Origin of the sequence: Stenotrophomonas sp. PAMC25021, assembly GCF_004795795.1 — a bacterium.
In the GTDB taxonomy this organism is placed as follows: Bacteria; Pseudomonadota; Gammaproteobacteria; order Xanthomonadales; family Xanthomonadaceae; genus Stenotrophomonas; species Stenotrophomonas muris.
In genome coordinates this window covers 1,606,455-1,625,780 of the sequence record NZ_CP039255.1, presented here as the reverse complement: position 1 = coordinate 1,625,780, position 19,326 = coordinate 1,606,455, and the positions used below count along the sequence as shown (strand labels likewise).

The following is a 19,326-nucleotide window of genomic DNA, read 5'->3' as shown; positions in this document are numbered from 1 at the left end:
TCCACACCATTCAATTCTTGCAGGAGAGAGCAGGGGATGAAGGCTTACAGCATCAAGCGGGCGGCGTTGTGCGTCGCTCTCGGGGCGTGTCTGGGCGTGATCGCGCCCAGCGCATTCGCACAGGATGGTTCAGTGGTCGGCCGGCTGGTCAGCGATGCCGGCCAGGTACCGGCCGGTGCCACGGTGACCGTACGCAACCCGGCAACGGGCTTCGTGCGCTCCGTGCAGGCCGAAGCCAACGGCAGCTACCGCATTCCGCTGCTGCCGGTCGGCACCTATGACATGGAGGTGAGCCTGCCGGGTGGAGGCGCCAGCCGTGTCGGCCAGGTGACGGTCAGTCTCGGCAGCGCGACCACGGTGAACGTGCCGCTGGGTGCGGTCAGTACCCTGGGCACGGTCGAAGTGCGGGCGCCGCAGGTGGTGTCGATGGTGGATGTGAAGTCCACCGAGTCGGCCACCAACATCACCCGCGAGGAGCTGTCGCGCCTGCCAGTGGACCGTGACATCACCGCGGTGGCGCTGCTCGCGCCGGGCGCGGTGAAGGGCAAGGGGTCGCTGGGCGGGCAGGGCATTTCCTTCGGCGGTTCGTCGGTGGCCGAGAACACCGTCTACATCAATGGCCTGAACGTCACCGACTTCTACAACCGGGTCGGCTTCTCGTCGGTGCCGTTCTCGTTCTACCAGGAATTCCAGGTCAAGACGGGCGGCTACTCGGTGGAGTTCGGGCGCAGCACCGGCGGCGTCATCAATGCGGTGACCCGCTCGGGCAGCAACGATTTCAAGGCCGGTGCCGAACTGGTGTTCGAGCCGCGCGCGTGGCAGTCGCAGGCACGCGACCGCTACGACGGCAGCGGCAGCCGCTACATCACCGCCAGCCGCGACGACTACAGCCGCAGCGCGCTGAATGTGTTCGCTTCCGGTGCGCTGGTGCAGGACCGCCTGTTCTTCTTCGGCATGTACGAGGCGCGCGACTATCGTCCCACCTCGACCAATGATGCCGGCACGCGCCTGAGCCAGGGCAAGGCCGATGATCCGTTCTGGGGCGGCAAGATCGATTGGCAGATCACCGACAACCAGATGCTGTCGCTGTTCGGCTTCTCGGACAAGAGCAAGACCCTCACCGACGTCTACGCTTACGACTACGCCACGGGGCAGACCGTGGGCGAGCGCAGCAACCAGATCTACAACACGGTGGGTGGCAAGAACTGGTCCGGTACCTACAGCTGGCAGGTCAACAACGACCTGACCATGAAGCTGATGTACGGCGAGAACAAGCGCAACCGTGTGCAGAGCTCGTTGATGGACCAGAACTGCAACCGCGTGTTCGACAACCGCACGGCCGGCCAGGGCGTGCCGCCGTCGCTGCAGGGCGACCGCAGCTGCACCAGCAGCTCGCAGCTGGAGTCGGCGCTGGACACGCGCAAGGCCGTGCGCGCGGATTTCGAATGGACGTTGGGCAACCACCTGCTGCGGTTCGGCCTGGATCGGGAAGAGAACACCTCCGATTACAGCCGCGCCTATCCGGGCCCGGGCGGCTTCCGCTACGACATCTACTACCGCACTCCCGGCAGCTCGCTGAACGGTGGCGTGGTGCCGGCCAGCGGCGTGGTCGTGCGCACCCGTCGCTATGAAGTGGACGGGGCCTTCGAGACGATCAACTCGGCCTACTACCTGGAAGACAACTGGCAGGTGACGCCGAATCTGCTGCTGAACATGGGCCTGCGCCTGGAAGCCTTCGACAACAAGGGCGGCGACGGCAGCAGCTACATCAAGATCGACGACATGCTGGCCCCGCGCCTGGGCTTCTCCTGGGACGTGCGCGGCGATGGCACGACCAAGGTGTTCGGCAACCTGGGCCGATACTTCCTGCCGGTGGCCAACGTCATCAACATCAAGCAGGCCGGTGGTTTCCTCGACGAGCGCACCTGGTACGAGTTCCTCGGCTACACCGGCGCAGCCAACAACATCCCCAACCTGGGCGCGCAGATCGGCCCGGTGGACAACTCGCAGGGCGACGGCAGCGTGCCGGACCTGCGCGCGGAAGTGAACCGGGACATGGACCCGGTCTACCAGGATGAAGCGATCCTGGGCTTCCAGCAGATGATCAACGAGGCCTGGTCGGTAGGCGCCAGCGTGACCTACCGGCGCCTGCACAATGCCATCGATGACATGAACATCACCGCGACCGGCCAGTGTGGTGCCGTCGACGGCGTGTGGATCATGGGCAACCCGGGGCGCACCAACACCGTGTGGGGTGACACCGACTGCGACGGCCGCAACGATGGCTGGATCAGCATCGACACCTCGAAGGAAGGTTGGGCGCTGTATGACGACAACGGCAATTATGTCGGCCAGCGCGGCTGGGTGAAGCCCAAGCGTGACTACAAGGCGCTGGAACTGCAGGTCGACCGCGCGTGGGACGGCAAGTGGGGCTTCAATGCGTCCTACACGCTGGCCTATGGCCGCGGCAATGCCGAGGGTCCGGTCAACTCCGATACCGACTTCGCCGATGCCGGTCGCACCGAGAACTTCGACAATCCGTGGGTGAACTACGGGGGCTATGGCTACCTGGCCAATGATCGCCGCCACCAGTTCAAGTTCCGTGGCAGCTACGCGCTGACCGAGAACCTGAGCGTGGCCGCCACCCTGGGCGTGCAGTCGGGCAGCCCGATTACCCGCTTCGGCGCCGGCAATCCGTTCGACGACACCGACTTCCACAGCTACTACGTGTGCGTGTCCAACTGCCAGGCGACAGTTCCATCCCAGCGCGTGTTCGTGCATTCGCCACGCGGTGGCGACGGCCGCACGCCCTGGACCTATGACCTGGACGTGAGCGTCTCGTACAAGGTACCGATTCCCACCGATCTGCGCCTGAAGCTGGCGGTGTACAACGTGCTCAACCAGCAGCGCGTGGTGACCGTGGACCAGGACTACGAGCCGCAGGACAGCATCGGCACGCCGAACCCGCTGTACCGCTACGGCACCGGCTTCCAGTCACCGCGCTATGCGCAGTTGACCGTGACATGGGCCTATTGAAGCCCGCACGGCAGGCTCGAAACTGCGTCTGCGCGGCGGCGCTGGCGGTGTTCCCGGTTGCGGTGGCACAGACCACCGCGACCGCCTCCCTCGATGCCGATGTCGCTGCCGTCGTCCAGCTCGAGCACCTGCCCGGGCTGGCGATGGCGGTGGTCGACAACGGGCAGGTGGTCTATCGCCACGCCGAGGGCGCGCGTGGCGATGGCGGCCGCATCGACGAGGACACGCTGTTCAAGATCGCCTCCAACAGCAAGGCGATGACTGCTGCACTGCTGGCGCGGCTGGTGCAGCAGAGCAGGCTGCGCTGGGATGATCCGGTGCAGCGGCATCTGCCGGGCTTCCGCATGCACGATGCGTGGGTGGGACAGCAGATGCAGGTGCGCGACCTGCTGATCCACAACAGCGGCCTGGGCCTGGGCGCCGGGGACCTGATGCTGTGGCCGGAGCCGAACGCGTTCACCCGCGCCGACATCATCGCCGGATTGGCGCACCTGAAGCCGGTCAGCAGCTTCCGCAGCCACTATGCCTACGACAACCTGATGTACGTGGTGGCCGGTGAAGTGGCCGCTGCGGCGGGCGGCAAGCCGTATGACCAGCTGATGCGCGAGCAGGTGTTCGAACCACTGGGCATGACGCGCTGCCAGGTGGGGGCGTGGTCGGTGAAACGCGTGGGCAACGTAGCGCAGCCGCATGCCTGGCGTGGCGAACGCAATGAAGTGGTGAACGCCGATGGTGGAACCAGCCCGGACCTGCCGTCGATGGCGGCCGGCGGCATCCGTTGTTCGTTGCGCGACATGACGCGCTGGATGCAGGTGCTGCTCGATCCCACCCTGGCGCCCGGCTGGCTGGACACGGAGCAGCGCCGCACGCTGTGGACCCTGCACATGCCGATGCCGCTGGGTGAACGCCAGCGGCGCTGGGACAACGCGCACTTCTACGGCTACGGCTATGGCTGGCGCGTGTCCGACATGGACGGCCAGTGGAAAGTGGCGCACACCGGCACGCTGTCAGGCATGTATTCATCGCTGGCGCTGCTGCCTGACCGGAAGGTGGGCGTGGTGATGCTGATCAACGGCGAAGGCGAGGACGCACGCATGGCCCTGATGCAGGCCGCGCTGAAGCGCTTCACCGCAGCGGACGATGCGCGTCCGGCGATGGACTACCTGGCCGAACTGAAGGCTGACCAGGCAACGCGGGCCGCGACCGGCCATTCGCGGCCATCCACCGCGGCGGCGCAGGAGACGAGCCGCATGGACCTGTCCCGCTGGCAGGGCCGCTACCGCGATCCGTGGCTGGGCGCGGCCTCGCTTTGCCCGGGCAAGGATGGCCTGCGTTTCAGCGTGGACAAGTCGCCCCGGCTGCAGGCCACGGTGCTGCAGCTGCAGGGGCGCTGGCTGCTGCGCTGGGATACGCTGGGCGACGAGGCGCAGGCGTGGCTGCAGCCAGGCGAAGGCCCGGCACCGACGCTGGACCTGCGCGCCATCGACCCGGACATCGACTTCAGCTATGACTTCCAGGACCTGCACTTCACTCGTACTGGCGACTGCGCTGGCGGCGACCACCAGCGCCGCTGAGCCACCGCGCGTTTCACCGGCAACCGACGCGGCCAGCGCCGGACTGGTGGAGATCCGCACGTTGTCGCCGCGCATCGACCTGGATATCCGCTATGCCGGTGCCAACAACTTCACCGGTGCGCGCGTGCCCGGCTACGAGGCGCCATCGTGTTATCTGCTGGCGCCGGTGGCGAAGGCGCTGGCACAGGTGGAACAGGACCTGCGCGGCAATGGCTTCGGCCTGCGCCTCTACGACTGCTACCGGCCGGTGCGTTCGGTGCAGGCCTTCATGGCCTGGGTGAACGATCCGCGCGAGCGCTCGCGCAAGGCACAGCAGTACCCGGACCTGGACAAACCACGGTTGCTGGCCGACGGCTACATCGCCGAGCGCTCTGGCCATAGCCGCGGTGCCACGGTTGATCTGGGCCTGCTGGATTGCCGCAGCGGTGCATGCACGCCGCTGGACATGGCCACCGACTTCGATTTCTTCGGTCCACGCGCGCATACGCAGGCAAGCGGATTGAGCGATGCGCAACAGGCCAATCGCCAGCAGCTGGTGCGCGCGATGGCGCGGCGGGGCTTCGTCAACTATCCGCAGGAGTGGTGGCACTACACCCTGCAGCCCGAACCGGATCCCGGCACCGCGTACGACGTCCCGGTACGGTAGAGGCATCGGCAGGGCTGCGCCCCGCCTCTGACAGTTTCCCGCGTGGTCCGTTGTAGAGCCGAGCCCATGCTCGGCTGCTCCTTGTTCAATCGTCGAGATATTCGATTTGGATGGAGATTCATCCACGCATGGCGTGGATCTACTGTGGCTGCCGATTGGGTCCGGCGCAGATCCCTTACACTGGCCGCCTCTTCATCCCTGCCCACCCGATGAACCTTCCCCTGCACTTCGGCCTGCTCGGCACCCTGGAAGCCGGCGCCATCGCCCTGCTGGTCGGGCTGCTGGTGTACTTCGTGTGGTCGCGGCTGTGCCGGCTGCTGCACTGGTCGGTGGGACATGCGATCGGCTGGTCCTGCGTCATCTCGGTGGTGGCCTCCGCTGGCATCGATGCGTGGAAGCTGTTCTACATGGGCATCGTGCGACTGGAGTCGCCGCTGTACGCGCGCCTGTTCCTGGCCACCATCCACGATCCGAACGAGCTCGGCAGCCGTGTCGTGCTGGAAATCGCCGGCGCGCTCGCCGGTGTCGCCTTGGGATGGGTGTTGTTCAGTTCGCGGTCATTGGAAAAAACCGTCGACTGACGCAGGTTTTTCGTTGCCTGCCGGTTAAATGCAGAGGCGTTGAATGCGCATCTTATGAGCCGCTCACTCCTCGCTAACCAGCGCGCTAAAGCATGCGTGGATGCGAGTGGTTAATCGTGCGTGTGGAGGCCGGTCGCGGCCCAAAATCGATTCAGAAACGCGGTGGCAGGGTAGGTGCCGTGCGGAAACAACAGGCCGCGCAACACCACCCAATATGCAGGAGACACCCCTGATGACTATTCGCAACCGCAAGCCCCTGATCGCCCTGATCGTCGCCGCTGGCAGCGTGCTGGCCATTCCGGCGATGGCCCAGTCGGCCAAGCAGCAGGCCGCACATGCGCAGAATGAAGCGGCGCAGGCCCAGCAGGCGGCAGCACAGGCCGGGCAGGCGGCTGACCAGGCGACCGATGCGGCCGCAGCGGCCTCGGCGCAGGCCAACGGTGGTGGCCAGACCTGGGCCAGCATCGATACCGATGGCAACGGCACCATCAGCAAGACCGAGGCGCAGGTGAACGCCGGCCTGGCCCAGGTGTTCGACCAGGCCGATACCAACAAGGACGGCGAGCTGAGCGCCGACGAGTACAAGGCCTACGTGGCCGCGCAGCAGGCCGGTGCGGGTGCCGGCGCGGCGCAGGGCCGCTGATCCAGACCTGATTCGGGAAGACCGGTGCATGGGGACCCGGGCGGCTGCGGCCGCCCGGGTTTTTCTCGTCATCGCCACCCCTGTATCCTTGGCCGATGAACACGTCCACGCCTGCGCCGTCGCGCGCCATCGGCCTGGTCGGTTTTGACGGTGACGACACGCTGTGGAAGAGCGAGGACTACTACCGCAAGGCCGAGCAGGATTACCTTGACCTGCTGTCGCGCTATGTCGACGTGCACGACACCCAGACCGCGCGCCACCTGCTGGAAGTTCAGCAGCGCCACTTGGGTACCTTCGGCTACGGCGTGAAGAGCATGACCCTGTCGATGATCGAGGCGGCCATCGACATCACCGGCCAGCGCATCGAGGCCAAGGACATCCAGCGCATTCTGGATATCGGCCACGATACCCTGCGCCACCCGGTGGAACTGATCGACGGTGTGCGCGAAGCGGTGGCGGCCATCGCCGAGCACTACCCGGTGGTGCTGATCACCAAGGGCGATCTGTTCCACCAGGAAGCGAAGATCAAGGTCGCCAACCTGGCCGAGCTGTTCCCGCGCATCGAGATCGTTTCCGAGAAGGACCCGGAGACCTACGCCCGCGTGCTGGCCGAATTCGACCTGCCGATGCAGCGCTTCGTGATGGTCGGCAACTCGCTGCGCTCGGACATCGAGCCGGTGGTGACCCTGGGTGGCTGGGGCGTGCATACCCCGTACGCGGTGACCTGGGCCCATGAGACCCAGCACGGCGTGGCCGACGACGAACCGCGCATGGTCACCGCCGATACCGCCCACGACTGGCCGGCCGCACTGGCGGCGATCGAGGCCAAGGCCGCTGCGGCGGCCTGACAGGGCCCGGCAGCTGCGGCAGAATCGTGGCATGAACGTTCGACTGCGCGCGCTGTTGTTGTCCCTGCTGCTGGCGCCGGCCACCGTACTGGCCCAGCAGACCGCCGAGCGTTCGGCTGCGTATGAGGTGGCAACCGGTGACCGCTGGATCGATGCCCAGTTGCAGGACATCAACCATTACGCCGAACGCTACCCCGATGCCTTCCTCGATGAAGTGTCGCGCTACGCCGATGTCCCCCGCGGCTACATCAATGCGCTGTTCACCACCCATGGCTGGCAGGCCGGGGATATCTATTTCGCCTGCTTCTGGGCCAAGGCCAGCGGCCAGACCTGCCGCGACAGCGTGCGCGCCTTCAGCCAGGACCCGGAGGGCGGCTGGGAAGCGGTGGTGAAGCGCATGCCGGCCAAGCCGGACAACCTGCATTACCGCGCTGTGCGGCATGCCATCGTGGCCAGCTACCAGCACTGGGACCGGCCGATCACCCTGGATGCCACCCTGAAGCGGCAGTTGAAGCGGTAGTGCCGGCCGTTGGCCGGCAACTGCACCCTTACAGGCATCAGGAGGTTGCCGGCCAGCGGCCGGCATTACCCGGCCATGTTGCTCTGCGTATCGCCGCCGCCGCGCGCTCCGGCGACAATACGGGTCCGAGCTGTTCCCCGTTCCCGTAATCGAGTGACTGATGAGCGCCTCTTTCGTTTCGCCTGATGTGATCCGCCGCCTGTTCGCGCAGGCCATGTCCCGCATGTACCGCACCGAAGTGCCGCTGTACGGCACGCTGGTGGAACTGGTGGAGCGGATCAACGCGCAGGTGCTTGCCCAGGACCCGGCACTGGCCGCGCAGCTGCAGCGCAACGACGAGCGTGCGCGCCTGGACGAAGAGCGCCATGGCGCGATCCGCGTCGGCACCGCGCAGGAGCTGGCGACGCTGCGCCGCCTGTTCGCGGTGATGGGCATGTACCCGGTCGGCTACTACGACCTGTCGGTAGCCGGCGTGCCGGTGCACTCCACCGCGTTCCGCCCGCTGACCGGCGCCGCGCTGGCGCAGAATCCGTTCCGCGTGTTCACCTCGCTGCTGCGCCTGGAGCTGATCGAAGACGAAACCCTGCGTGCCGAGTCGGCGAAGATCCTGGCACGCCGCCGCATCTTCACCGACGGCGCACTGGCGCCGATCGACCAGGCCGAGCGTGACGGTGGCCTGTCGCAGGCCGACGCCGAGCGCTTTGTCGACGAAGCACTGGAAACCTTCCGCTGGCACGGCGATGCCACGGTCGATCTGCCGACCTACCACGCGCTGCACAATGCGCACCGCCTGGTGGCCGACGTGGTCAGTTTCCGTGGCCCGCACATCAACCACCTGACCCCGCGCACGCTGGACATCGACGCGGCGCAGGCGGCAATGATCGAGCACGGCATGGCGGCCAAGGCGGTGATCGAAGGGCCGCCGCGCCGCGCCTGCCCGATCCTGCTGCGCCAGACCAGCTTCAAGGCGCTGGAAGAGGCCGTGCATTTCCCGGATGCGGACGGTGGCGATGCCGGCACCCATACCGCGCGCTTCGGCGAGATCGAACAACGCGGCCTTGCGCTCACCCCGAAGGGCCGCGCGCTGTACGACCAGCTGCTGTCGCAGGCACGCGATGCCGGTGGCGAAGGCAGTACCGGTGGCGACTACGGGCAGCGCCTGCAGGCGGTATTCGCCAGCTTCCCGGATGACCATGACACGCTGCGCCAGGAAGGATTGGGCTACTACCGCTACCAGCTGACCGACGCCGGCCGCGCCGCGCCGGAACGCGTGGCCGATCTGCCTGCCGAAGTGCTGGTGGCCGCCGGCCTGGCCACGGCCGATCCGATCGTCTACGAGGATTTCCTGCCGGTCAGTGCCGCGGGCATCTTCCAGTCGAACCTGGGCGGCGAAGAACAGCGCGCGTATGCCGCGCACGCCAACCGCGAGGCTTTCGAGCAGGCGCTGGGCGTGGCGGTGAATGACGAGTTCGAGATCTACGAGCGGCTGCAGGCTGAGTCGCTGGCGGCGCTGCGCACCGCGTGAAGGTAGAGCCGGCCGCTGGCCGGCTGTAGGGGAAGCCGGCCAGCGGCCGGCTCTACCCGATGTCCGGACCCGGGGTCAGCCCTTCATCGTGCCCGTATCCAGCCAGCGCTGGTGCCACGACAGTGCTTCGGGCAACAGGTGCGGGGTGTGCTTGCCGTAGCTTTCGCGGCTGGCACGGTCGAAGTAATCCTGCAGCTGCGGGCGGAAATCCGGGTGCGCGCAGTTGTCGATCAGCACCTGCGCGCGCTTGCGCGGGGTCAGGCCACGCAGGTCGGCCAGGCCCTGTTCGGTGACGATCACCGACACGTCGTGCTCGGTGTGGTCGACATGGCTGGCCATCGGCACGATCGCCGAGATGGTGCCGTTCTTGGCAGTGGACGGGCTCAGGAACGCCGACAGGAAACCGTTGCGGGCGAAGTCACCCGAACCGCCAATGCCGTTCATGATCCGCGTGCCCATCACGTGCGTCGAGTTGACGTTGCCGTAGATGTCCACCTCGATCATGCCGTTCATGCCGATGCAGCCCAGGCGGCGCACCAGTTCCGGATGGTTGGAGATCTCCTGCGTGCGCATGATGATGCGCTCGCGGTAGAAATCGATGTTCTCCTTGAACGTCTCGTTGGCCTGCGGGCTCAGCGCGAAGCCGGTACACGAGGCGTAGCTCAGCACGCCATCGCGCAGCAGGTCGAGCATGCCGTCCTGGATCACTTCGGTGAACGCGGCCAGGTCGCGGAAACCGCTCCTGGCCAGGCCGGCCAGCACGGCGTTGGGGATGTTGCCCACGCCCGACTGCAGCGGCAGCAGGTTCGGCGGCAGGCGGCCCTTCTTCACCTCGTGCTTGAGGAACTCGATCAGGTGCGAGGCGATCTGTTCGCTGGTCGCATCGATCGGACTGAACGGGCTGTTGCGGTCCGGGCCGTTGGTGCGCACCACGGCCACGATCTTGTCCGGGTCGCAGCGCAGCGCGGTGTCGCCGATGCGGTCGTTGGCGTTCACCAGCGGAATCGGCTTGCGGTGCGGTGGCAGCGCGGTGCCGTAGTAGATGTCGTGCATGCCGTCGACGCCGGCCGGTTGCCATTCGTTGACCTCGACGATCACCTTCTTGGCCAGGTCCAGCCAGGTCTTGTTGTTGCCGACCGAGGTGGAGGGCACCAGCGAGCCATCTTCGCGGATGGCCGAGACTTCGATCACGGCGGTATCGATCTCGCCGTAGAAGCCGAACCACACGTGCTGGGCGACGTGGCTGAGGTGGATATCGATGTAATCCAGCTTGCCCTCGTTGATGCGGTTGCGCGCATCCGGATCGCTCTGGAACGGCATGCGCATGGCGATGCCATCGGCCTTGGCCAGCGCGCCATCGAGTTCCGGCGCGGTGGAGGCACCGGTCATCAGCTTGATCTGGAAGGGCTGGCCCTGGGCGTGCACCGCTTCGATGCGGCGGGCCAGTTCGACGGGAACGGCCTTGGGATACCCGGAGCCGGTGAAGCCGCTCATGGCCACGGTTTCACCGGGCTGGATCAGCGCGGCTGCGGCCTCGGCGGAGACCACGCGGTCACGAAGACGCGCGTTGGCGATGCGATCAACAGACATGACGACAGTGTTTCTGGGGGGAAACCCGATTATCGGCCATCCTCATCCGTACGGGGGGTTCTACCTTCGTGGAATGGCTTTTCCCCACCGGGGTCACCCATACCCACCGGTTTTGTTTTGCAGTGCAGCGTGCAAAGTGCTTTCGCAGCCCGCACGATGGCCCTGCATCCCGACGTGGGGGAGGGAGCAGAGCCCGCTGGCAGTTCGCTGCAAGCGGGCTTTTTTATTGCCTGCCGCCCAGAATGAATGCGCGGCACCCCTTCAGGGTCGGATCCTTTTGCCAAGGGCAAAAGGCTCTGACCCCACCCGCGGCATCAAGCGGCGGCATCTCGGGGGCAGAGCCCTTCGCCGTTGGCAAAGGGATCCGACCCCGCGAGAATCAGCGCATGACCCTCGCCACCGCTGACCTGCCCGCCACCCTGCAGCCCCTTGTCGACCGCGCCCTGGCGCGCCTGGCCCAGGTCCTGCCCGAGCCTGTTCCTGCCGAGCTGCTGCCGCTGCTGACCCGGCTGGCGGTGGCCAGCGACTTCGCGCTGGACACCCTGGTGCGGCAACCGGCGCTGCTGGCGCAGCTGGCCGCCCCCGACTGCCCGCCGATCCCGGCGCCGGTGCTCGATCCGCTGCAACCCAGCGACTGGCCGGCACAGCTGCGGCGCTGGCGCACCGCGATGTCCACGCGGCTGATCTGGCGTGACCTGACCGGGCTGGACGACGTGGCGCAGACCCTGGCTGGCGCCACCACCCTGGCCGAGGATTGCCTACGGCTGGCGCTGGACGCCCTGCAGCAGGAATTCGCACAGCGGCACGGCGTGGTTCGTGATGGCGCAGGCGTCCCCCAACAGCTGGTGGTATTCGGCCTGGGCAAGCTCGGCGGTGGCGAGCTCAACTTCAGTTCCGATATCGACCTGGTCTATGCGTACCCGCAGGGCGGCGAATCCGACGGTCCGCGCGCGCTGGCCGCCGAGGAGTATTTCGCCCGCCTCGGCCAGCGCCTGGCCAAGCTGCTGGACGAAACCACGGTCGATGGCTTCAGCCACCGCGTCGACCTGCGCCTGCGCCCGTTCGGCAGCGCCGGTCGCGTCGCGCTGTCGTTCGCGGCGATGGATCAGTACTTCCAGCGCGAAGGCCGCGACTGGGAGCGCTATGCGTGGCTGAAGGCGCGCGCGGTGGCCGGCGATATCGACGCCGGCGAAGCGTGGTTGCAGACCCTGCGACCGTTCGTATACCGCCGCTACCTGGATTTCACCGCGCTCGACGGCCTGCGTGAGATGAAGGCGGCGATCACCGCCGAAGTCGCGCGCCGCGAGCTGCACGAAGACATCAAGCGCGGCGCCGGTGGCATCCGCGAAATCGAGTTCCTGTGCCAGGCGCTGCAGCTGATCCGCGGTGGCCGTGAGCCGGCGCTGCGCGAGCGCCGCCTGCTGGTGGCACTGGACGCGCTGGTGGCCGCCGGGCAGATTGCGCCCGACGATGGCAGCGCGCTGCGTGAGGCCTACCTGTTCCTGCGCCGGTTGGAGAACCGCCTGCAGATGCTGCGCGACGCGCAGACCCACGTGCTGCCCAGCGACGCGCTGGACCGCGCGCGCATTGCCATCGGCCTCGGCTACCCGGATTGGGAGGTACTGCGCGCGGCACTGGCCGAACAGCAGCAGCGGGTCAGCACCGAATTCGCCGCGCTGCTGGCCCCGCGCAAGGGCCAGGCCGCGCCCGACGCGCTGGCCAACTACTGGCGCAGCCTGCCCGAGGGCAGCAACGCGCCGTTGCTGGCCGAAGCCGGTTTCCTCGATGCCAATGGCGCCGATCAGTCGCTGCGCGATTTTGCCCAGGGCACCGGCGTGAAGTCATTGTCCGATGCGGCGCGTGCGCGGCTGGATCGCGTACTGCCCGCGTTGCTGCATGCGGCCACGCGTTCGCCGCAGCCCGATGCCGCGCTCAAGCGCGTGCTCGGCCTGCTGCAGGCGGTCCTGCGCCGGACCAGCTATCTCGCGCTGTTGGATGAACAACCGAGCGCGTTGGCGCGTCTGGTCGATGTGCTGGCGCGCAGCGCGCTGCTGGCTGAGCGGCTGGTCGCGTATCCGCTGCTGCTGGATGAACTGCTGGATGTGCGCGTGTCCGGGCCGATGCCCGATGCGGCCGGCATGCTGGCCGAGTGCCAGCAGGTGCTGGCGGTGGAAGATCCCGAATCGGCACTGCGCTGGCTCAACGAGACGCGGCTGGCGCTCAGTTTCCGCATGGCGATGGCCACGCTGGACGGCCGCCAGGGCGCGGTGGACAGCACGCGGCAACTGGCCGAACTGGCGCAGGCGGTGGTGGTCACCGTGCTGGCGATGGCCGAGGCGGACATGCGCGCCGCGCACGGAGGGATTCCCGGTGGACGTTTCGCGATCATCGGCTACGGCAGCCTCGGCGGGCTTGAACTGGGCTTCGGTTCCGACCTGGACCTGGTATTCCTGCACGACAACCCGGCCGGCGTGGAGGCCAGCGACGGCGCGCGTCCGCTGGAGCCGGGGCGCTGGTATGCGCGGCTGGCGCAGAAGGTGATGGCGCTGCTCGGTGCGGTCACCGCCGCCGGCCGCCTGTACGACATCGATGTGCGCCTGCGCCCGGATGGTGGCAAGGGTTCGCTGGTGTCTTCGCTGGCCAGTTACACCGAATACCAGCGCGAACGTGCGTGGACCTGGGAACACCAGGCGCTGGTGCGCGCGCGTGGCGTGGCCGGCGATGCCAGCCTGCTGGCCGATTTCGAGCAGGTGCGTGCACAGACGCTGGGGCGTGAGCGCGACATGGGTGTGCTGTATGCCGACGTGCTGAAGATGCGTGGGCGCATGCGCACCGAACTGGACCGCAGCGACGCCGCACGGCTGGACCTGAAGCAAGGTGCTGGCGGCGTGGTGGACCTGGAATTCCTGCTGCAGACCGGCGTGCTGGCGCGCAGTGCGCGGCACGGGGCGTTGCTGCAGCCGCGCGATACGCCATCGTTGATCGATGCGTTGGCGGTTGCGGGCTTCCTGCCCGATGCCACCGCGCAGGCGCTGCATGGCGCGCACGCCACGCTGTTGGACGTGGGCCTGGCCTGCACGCTGGACCGCCGCCCGCGGCTGGCCCCGACCACGCCGGCGATTGAAGAGGCGTGTGCAGCGATTACGGCGGCGTGCAGAGCGGCAGAGCTGCCGTTCGCCTGAGTGCCGGATGGCGGAGGACTGCAGTTGGTAGATGCCAACCTTGGTTGGCATGAATGCCAAGCGCCAACCAAGGTTGGCGACTACCGGATCAATGGCCCCGCGATGCCCGCTGTTGGTAGGTGCCGACCGTTGGTCGGCACAATCTGTCGGCACCCACCGGCTCAATGGCTCTTCGACGGCACGCCGTTGGTAGATGCCAACCTTGGTTGGCATGAATGCCAAGCGCCAACCAAGGTTGGCGACTACCGGATCAATGGCCCTGCGATGCCCGCTCCTGGTGGGTGCCGACCGTTGGTCGGCACAATCTGTCGGCACCCACCGGATCAATGGCCCTTCGATGGCACGCCGTTGGTAGATGCCAACCTTGGTTGGCATGAATGCCAAGCGCCAACCAAGGTTGGCGACTACCGGATCAATGGCCCTGCGACGCCCGCTCCTGGTAGGTGCCGACCGTTGGTCGGCACAATCTGTCGGCAGCGATGAGTTCTGCAGGGCGTGTCGACCAACGGTCGGCACCCACCGGATCAATGGCGGTCAGCTGGTGGCGCGCAACGGCGCCATCTTCCACAACAACGCGCGGAACGGGGCCAGCAGGCAGACACCGATCGCCAGCTTCACTGCCAGGTCGCCGGCGGCCCAGCTCACCCACGGCAAGGTGGAACCGGCAAACGCGATCGACCAGAAAAGGGTGGTGTCCACCGTCGCGCTGCAGGTGGTGGCCACCATCGGTGCGCGCCACCAGCTGCCGCGGCGCAGGCGGTCGAACACGGTGATGTCCAGCAGCTGGGCCACGATGAACGCCGAGCACGAGGCAATGGCGATGCGCGGGGTGGCCACCCAGATCGACAGCAGCACCGCCACCGCGAAACCGATCCACGCCACGCGGCGCGCCGGGCCCGGGCCGAAGCGGCGGTTGATCAGGTTGCTGACCAGGAACGCGACCGGATAGCTGAAGGCGCCCCAGGTCAGCCAGTCGTTGATCGGGTACTGCACCAGCACGTTGGACAGCAGCACCACTGCACCCATGGCCAGTACCGCCAGCACCAGGGCGCGCGGGGTCAGCGGGGCAAACAGAGGGGCAGGACGCACGGACATGGCGAGCCAAGGGGACAAAGGGGATTGCCCATTATCCGCCCGGCCTGCGGCAAAGCCAAAACCGGTCGTTCAGCTTTACAGCGCTTCACTCATCACATCACCGGCGGCATAGGCCGTCGGCACATAGGCCAGGGTCTGGCCCTGCGCGCTCTTCACGTTCCAGCCGGCACCGGCCTCGGTGGGGTCGAAATGCACCTGTTGCCCGACCACGAAGGCCGCAGTGGGGTTCTCGCCCGGCGGCTGCACCGGCCAGCGCAGGGTGGCGGTGTGGTCGGCCTTGTCCGGTACCTGCAACTGCACCTGGCGTTCGCCCGTGGGCGTGGTCTCCACCTTCTTCACTTCCATCGGCGGCAGCGGCACCGCCTTGGTGCGGGTCGCCCTGGCATTGCGTTCGCTGGCCTTGAACGGCGCCTTGGACAGTTCGGACAGGCCCATCGAGGCCGCCATCGGCAGCGACAGCACCACGAACGAGGTCACGATCACGCTGGCCTCGCTGCTGTTCAACTGCGGCGCGGCGCCGGCATGGACGGTGGGCACCAGCAGCGCTGAGAGCAGCAATGCAGTGGTGGGAACGCGCAGGCAACGGAACATGGAGACCTCCTGGTCAGCGTGGGGCGGCGGCTCAGCGCCGGGTATCGAAGATGTCGCGCGGGCCGGTAGCTTCGGGCAGGTATTCCAGCGCACGGCCCTGGTTGTCCTTCAACTGCCAGCCCTGGTCATTGCCCGTCGGCTCGAAGTTCACGGTCTGGCCCACGGTGAACTGCACGGCCGGGTCGCCAACGCCGCGCGGGTACTGCATCGACGCGGTGTTCTGCGGATCGTTGGCATCGCGCAGCAGCACTTCGCGGCGGCCGTCGACGGTAGTGGCAATCGCGCTCACCTCCATCTGCGGCAGCTTGATCTGCTGCGGGCGGGCCAGCGGCTGGCCGGCATCGGCGGCATCCTGGGCTTCCTTCGCCGCGGCGGCGCGGGCCGAGGCCACCATCTGCGTGGACATTTCCAGGCTCGGTCCCTGCGGGCCCGGGTCATGGATGATCACGATGCGGCGTTCGGCATGGGCGGCCGATGACCAGGCCAGCGCGGTGACGATCAGCATCGATACCAGGGAGTTGTGCAGCAGACGCATGTCGTTCTCCTTGCGGGATTCAGGGCGAGGCGGCGGTGGCACCGGCCACCGGCACATGGGGGATCACCAGTTCCTGCTGCAGCTGGCTGCGCTGGTGCAGGAAGTCGAACACCGATTCCACCGTCACCACCGAATAATTGCCGGAGATGCGTTCGCCGGCCGGATGGTCGGTGGTGGTGGCGTTGGCCACGAACAGGCGCGCACCCACGCGCTTGCCGAGGCCGATGTGCAGCACGCTGGGCTGGTACTTCTGCTGGCGCAGCCACTGCTGTGCCTGTTCGCGCTTGACGATGGCCGGCGCGCCTTCGGCCTGCGCCATCGCCGCCGCCAGCACCTCCAGCACCCACTGGTTGGAGTTCTGATAGTCGGTGGCGAACGGGTAGGCGACCACGTTGTACTTGGTTTCGTGCAGCGCCTTGGGCTGGATCGAGGGCGACACCAGCATCGCGCGCAGTGCGGCACGCAAGGGGGCCGACGGCACGCCGATGCGCAGGTCGGTATGGCCGCCGCTCTCGCCGACGAAGTTGCCGAGGCCCTCGTGGTACAGCTGCGAGCTGTCGGTCTTGCAGCGGTTGAGCAGGTGCATCGCGCGCCAGCGGCCGTCGTCCTCGCGCAGCAGGAAGGCCAGGTGGCTGTGGCGCAATCCATAGCGGCTCAGGTCCTGGCCACCGCGCGCGGCGACCACCACGTCCACATCGGGCAGCGCGTCCAGGCGTTCGGCGGTGGTCCAGGCCACGTCCAGCATCGCCGCCTGCGATGCCACACTGGGGTAGCGCTCGCGGCAGGCGGTGCTGTTGGCCCAGGCCGGTGCGGTCGCCAGCAGGCTGGCGATCAGCAGCGCGGCGCGGGGCAGGCGGGAAAAACGATCCATGTCGGTACCTTCAACGGCGGGCAGGCCCGCGCGCCGATCATACGCTGCTCAGCGCAGCGGGCGATCCACGCCCTTGCGCTTGAGCTCCTTGTCGCAGGCGTCACTGATGGGAGCCACCGGCAGTGGCGGGCGCTGGCCCTTCGGATCGCGCAGCGCCGGTTGTTCGCGGTACGCGTCCAGCTGCTGCTGGCATTGATACGAGATCGGATCCAGCTCGGTGGGCGCGGTGGAACACGCGGCGAGCAGGGCCAGGGGCAGCAGGAGCAGGGTACGCATGAAGATGTTCAGTCCAACGGGGGGCCTTGGACTGTAACCGTGGTGCCGGATCGAAATGTTCAGAAAACGCTGCGCACCCGGCATTACCGCGATGCCAGGCGCCCAGGATTGCCGGCCAGCGGCCGGCACTACCCCAGTGCCAGGCGCTGTTTCACTTCCGCCGCCACCCGCGCGGTTTCGCGCAGCGGCTCGATGCGGTCGTACTGCCAGTCCAGCCAGTGCGCCTGCAACCGCCCGCGTTCGCGCAGCTGCTGCTGGAAGCGCGCCAGGCGGCCCTGCGCTGTGTCGGCCAGCGCCACCATCACCGGCATGCGCGTGGCGCACGCCTCCGAGAGCAGGTTCACCGAATCGGGCGAGACCACCACGCGGTTGGCCCAGCCGAGCAGGCCGCCATAGGGATTGGTACCGTCGCCACCATCGCCCCAGATCACGTGCGGCAGGTCGGCGAACTTCGCGCGCAGGATCTCCGCCAACGCCGGCGGCGTGCGTCGCGAGGTGGTGGCCAGCAGGCTGCCGCCTTCGCTGCGGATCTGGTCGGCCAGCGCCTGGAATACACCGACCATCGCCGTCTCATCCCACGGCGCCAGTGGCGTCGGCCCGCCCACCAGCAGCGCAGTGCGCGGGCCGGGCAGGGTGCTGAAGCCGGCGAACGCGGCGCGGCCCCAGGCCAGCCAGTCATCGTCCACCGGGTTGAGGCTGCCGAGCAGGGTCAGCACGTTGCTGCCGCGCAGGGCGTCGTGTTCGGGCACCACCACCACGTCCCAGTGGCGCGCGCCGATGCGCGGGTCGAGGATCTGCACCACCTGGGTGCCGCGTGCGCGCAGCACGCGCAGGGCGCCAGCGGCCTGGCGGCCACAGCCGATCGCCAACGCCGGGGCGTCGGCAGCCAGCGTCGCGAAGGCCTCGCCGTAGCCGTTCACATCGCCGGGCAGGCGCCGCGGCGCCAGCCAGCGCCAGGGCGCGCGCGGTTGCAGCAGCAGCGGTCGGTGGGTGCCCTGGCGCAATGCCGAGGCCAGCGCGACCGCCTGGCGGACATTGCCCGCGCGGCCGTCAGTGACCGTCCAGGGCGCGCTCGATCGTTTCACCATTGGCATTAATTCGTTTCAGTCCTGCTGGGTGTTGCAACAGTCGCGACACTCTACACTGCGGCTCGTCGATTCGCCCCGCGCCGCCCGCGGGCACTGACTTCCTTTCGCCGCCCTGGAGATCCACCGATGTCCCACGCGCTCGACGCTGCTGCCCTCGATCAGCTGTTCCGCACGGCCCGCACCCAGAACGCCTTCCTCGACAAGCCGGTCCCCGAGAGCCTGCTGAAGGAACTGTACGACCTGGTGAAGTGGGGCCCGACCGCGGCCAACACCACGCCGGCCCGCTTTGTCTTCGTCACCTCGAAGGAGGCCAAGGACAAGCTGGCCCCGGCGCTGTCCGAAGGCAACCTGGCCAAGACCATGGCCGCGCCGGTCACCGTCATCATCGGTTTCGACCTGGACTTCCACGAGAAGCTGCCGTACCTGTTCCCGCATACCGATGCCAAGGCCTGGTTCGACGGCCCACAGGAAGGCCGCCATGAAGCCGCCATCCGCAACGGCAGCCTGCAGGGCGCCTACCTGATCCTGGCCGCGCGCGCGCTGGGCCTGGATGCCGGCCCGATGTCCGGCTTCGACCCGGCCAAGGTCGACGAAGCCTTCTTCGCCGGCACCTCCATCAAGTCGAATTTCCTGGTCAACCTGGGTTACGGTGATCCGGCGGGCCTGTTCCCGCGCCTGCCGCGCCTGTCGTTCGACGAAGCGGCGCGCATCGCGTAAGTCGCTGT

The 19,326-nt window shown here is 67.6% G+C and carries 17 protein-coding genes; 10 read left to right on the top strand and 7 right to left on the bottom strand.

Translation table 11 applies throughout. The features are described from left to right. The first annotated feature begins 36 nt into the window (after positions 1–36). From E5790_RS07725 to E5790_RS07690, 8 genes are all read left to right on the top strand, one after another. Complete coding sequence (locus tag E5790_RS07725) at positions 37–3,036, top strand: TonB-dependent receptor (protein ID WP_136191721.1); 3,000 nt, start codon at positions 37–39, stop codon at positions 3,034–3,036. Next, on the top strand, positions 3,024–4,610 hold the full coding sequence (locus E5790_RS07720) for a serine hydrolase (RefSeq protein ID WP_111206367.1): 1,587 nt from the start codon (positions 3,024–3,026) through the stop codon (positions 4,608–4,610). The genes E5790_RS07725 and E5790_RS07720 overlap by 13 nt, the downstream gene beginning before the upstream one ends. Next, the gene (locus tag E5790_RS07715) at positions 4,543–5,256 is read left to right on the top strand and encodes a M15 family metallopeptidase (RefSeq protein WP_229653734.1); all 714 of its coding nucleotides are present in this window, start codon (positions 4,543–4,545) and stop codon (positions 5,254–5,256) included. The genes E5790_RS07720 and E5790_RS07715 overlap by 68 nt, the downstream gene beginning before the upstream one ends. A gap of 209 nt (positions 5,257–5,465) precedes the next feature. Beyond that, entirely contained in the window at positions 5,466–5,837 is a 372-nt protein-coding gene (locus E5790_RS07710) for a hypothetical protein (RefSeq protein ID WP_046428249.1), read from the top strand. A 232-nt stretch (positions 5,838–6,069) separates the two neighbouring features. Then, positions 6,070–6,480 (top strand): EF-hand domain-containing protein, encoded by a 411-nt coding sequence (locus tag E5790_RS07705; protein ID WP_014035758.1) that lies wholly within the window; start codon positions 6,070–6,072, stop codon positions 6,478–6,480. A gap of 95 nt (positions 6,481–6,575) precedes the next feature. Further along, entirely contained in the window at positions 6,576–7,328 is a 753-nt protein-coding gene (locus tag E5790_RS07700; protein ID WP_049397778.1) for an HAD family hydrolase, read from the top strand. A gap of 31 nt (positions 7,329–7,359) precedes the next feature. Next, a complete protein-coding gene (locus E5790_RS07695) occupies positions 7,360–7,848 on the top strand; it encodes a hypothetical protein (RefSeq protein ID WP_049405514.1) in 489 nt (162 codons plus the stop codon). 160 nt (positions 7,849–8,008) lie between these two features. Continuing rightward, positions 8,009–9,373, top strand: a complete 1,365-nt coding sequence (locus tag E5790_RS07690; protein ID WP_111206371.1) for a VOC family protein — start codon at positions 8,009–8,011, stop codon at positions 9,371–9,373. A 75-nt stretch (positions 9,374–9,448) separates the two neighbouring features. Here the strand turns inward: E5790_RS07690 and E5790_RS07685 are convergent, their stop codons facing one another. Next, positions 9,449–10,963, bottom strand: a complete 1,515-nt coding sequence (locus E5790_RS07685; RefSeq protein WP_032960979.1) for an acetyl-CoA hydrolase/transferase family protein — start codon at positions 10,961–10,963, stop codon at positions 9,449–9,451. Between the two features lie 386 nt (positions 10,964–11,349). Between E5790_RS07685 and glnE the strand changes: the two genes are divergently transcribed. Continuing rightward, positions 11,350–14,145, top strand: coding sequence for a bifunctional [glutamate--ammonia ligase]-adenylyl-L-tyrosine phosphorylase/[glutamate--ammonia-ligase] adenylyltransferase (gene glnE, locus E5790_RS07680; protein WP_111206372.1), 2,796 nt, complete (start codon positions 11,350–11,352; stop codon positions 14,143–14,145). A gap of 534 nt (positions 14,146–14,679) precedes the next feature. Here the strand turns inward: glnE and E5790_RS07675 are convergent. The 6 genes from E5790_RS07675 to E5790_RS07650 all read right to left on the bottom strand — a co-directional run bounded on the left by E5790_RS07675 (position 14,680) and on the right by E5790_RS07650 (position 18,601). Further along, on the bottom strand, positions 14,680–15,240 hold the full coding sequence (locus tag E5790_RS07675) for a queuosine precursor transporter (RefSeq protein ID WP_014645727.1): 561 nt from the start codon (positions 15,238–15,240) through the stop codon (positions 14,680–14,682). Positions 15,241–15,315: 75 nt separating this feature from the next. Next, positions 15,316–15,831, bottom strand: coding sequence for a hypothetical protein (locus E5790_RS07670; protein WP_049441435.1), 516 nt, complete (start codon positions 15,829–15,831; stop codon positions 15,316–15,318). A 31-nt stretch (positions 15,832–15,862) separates the two neighbouring features. Then, on the bottom strand, positions 15,863–16,366 hold the full coding sequence (locus E5790_RS07665) for a hypothetical protein (RefSeq protein WP_014645729.1): 504 nt from the start codon (positions 16,364–16,366) through the stop codon (positions 15,863–15,865). A 19-nt stretch (positions 16,367–16,385) separates the two neighbouring features. After that, positions 16,386–17,237 (bottom strand): DUF2145 domain-containing protein, encoded by an 852-nt coding sequence (locus E5790_RS07660; protein ID WP_014645730.1) that lies wholly within the window; start codon positions 17,235–17,237, stop codon positions 16,386–16,388. A gap of 48 nt (positions 17,238–17,285) precedes the next feature. After that, entirely contained in the window at positions 17,286–17,513 is a 228-nt protein-coding gene (locus tag E5790_RS07655) for a hypothetical protein (protein ID WP_014645731.1), read from the bottom strand. A gap of 128 nt (positions 17,514–17,641) precedes the next feature. Then, positions 17,642–18,601, bottom strand: coding sequence for a mitochondrial fission ELM1 family protein (locus tag E5790_RS07650; RefSeq protein ID WP_014645732.1), 960 nt, complete (start codon positions 18,599–18,601; stop codon positions 17,642–17,644). A gap of 126 nt (positions 18,602–18,727) precedes the next feature. On the opposite strand from E5790_RS07650, the gene E5790_RS07645 reads away from it, so the two are divergent. Then, positions 18,728–19,318: a malonic semialdehyde reductase gene (locus E5790_RS07645; RefSeq protein WP_005415046.1), complete on the top strand. Its 591-nt coding sequence runs from the start codon at positions 18,728–18,730 to the stop codon at positions 19,316–19,318. Positions 19,319–19,326: the final 8 nt, after the last annotated feature.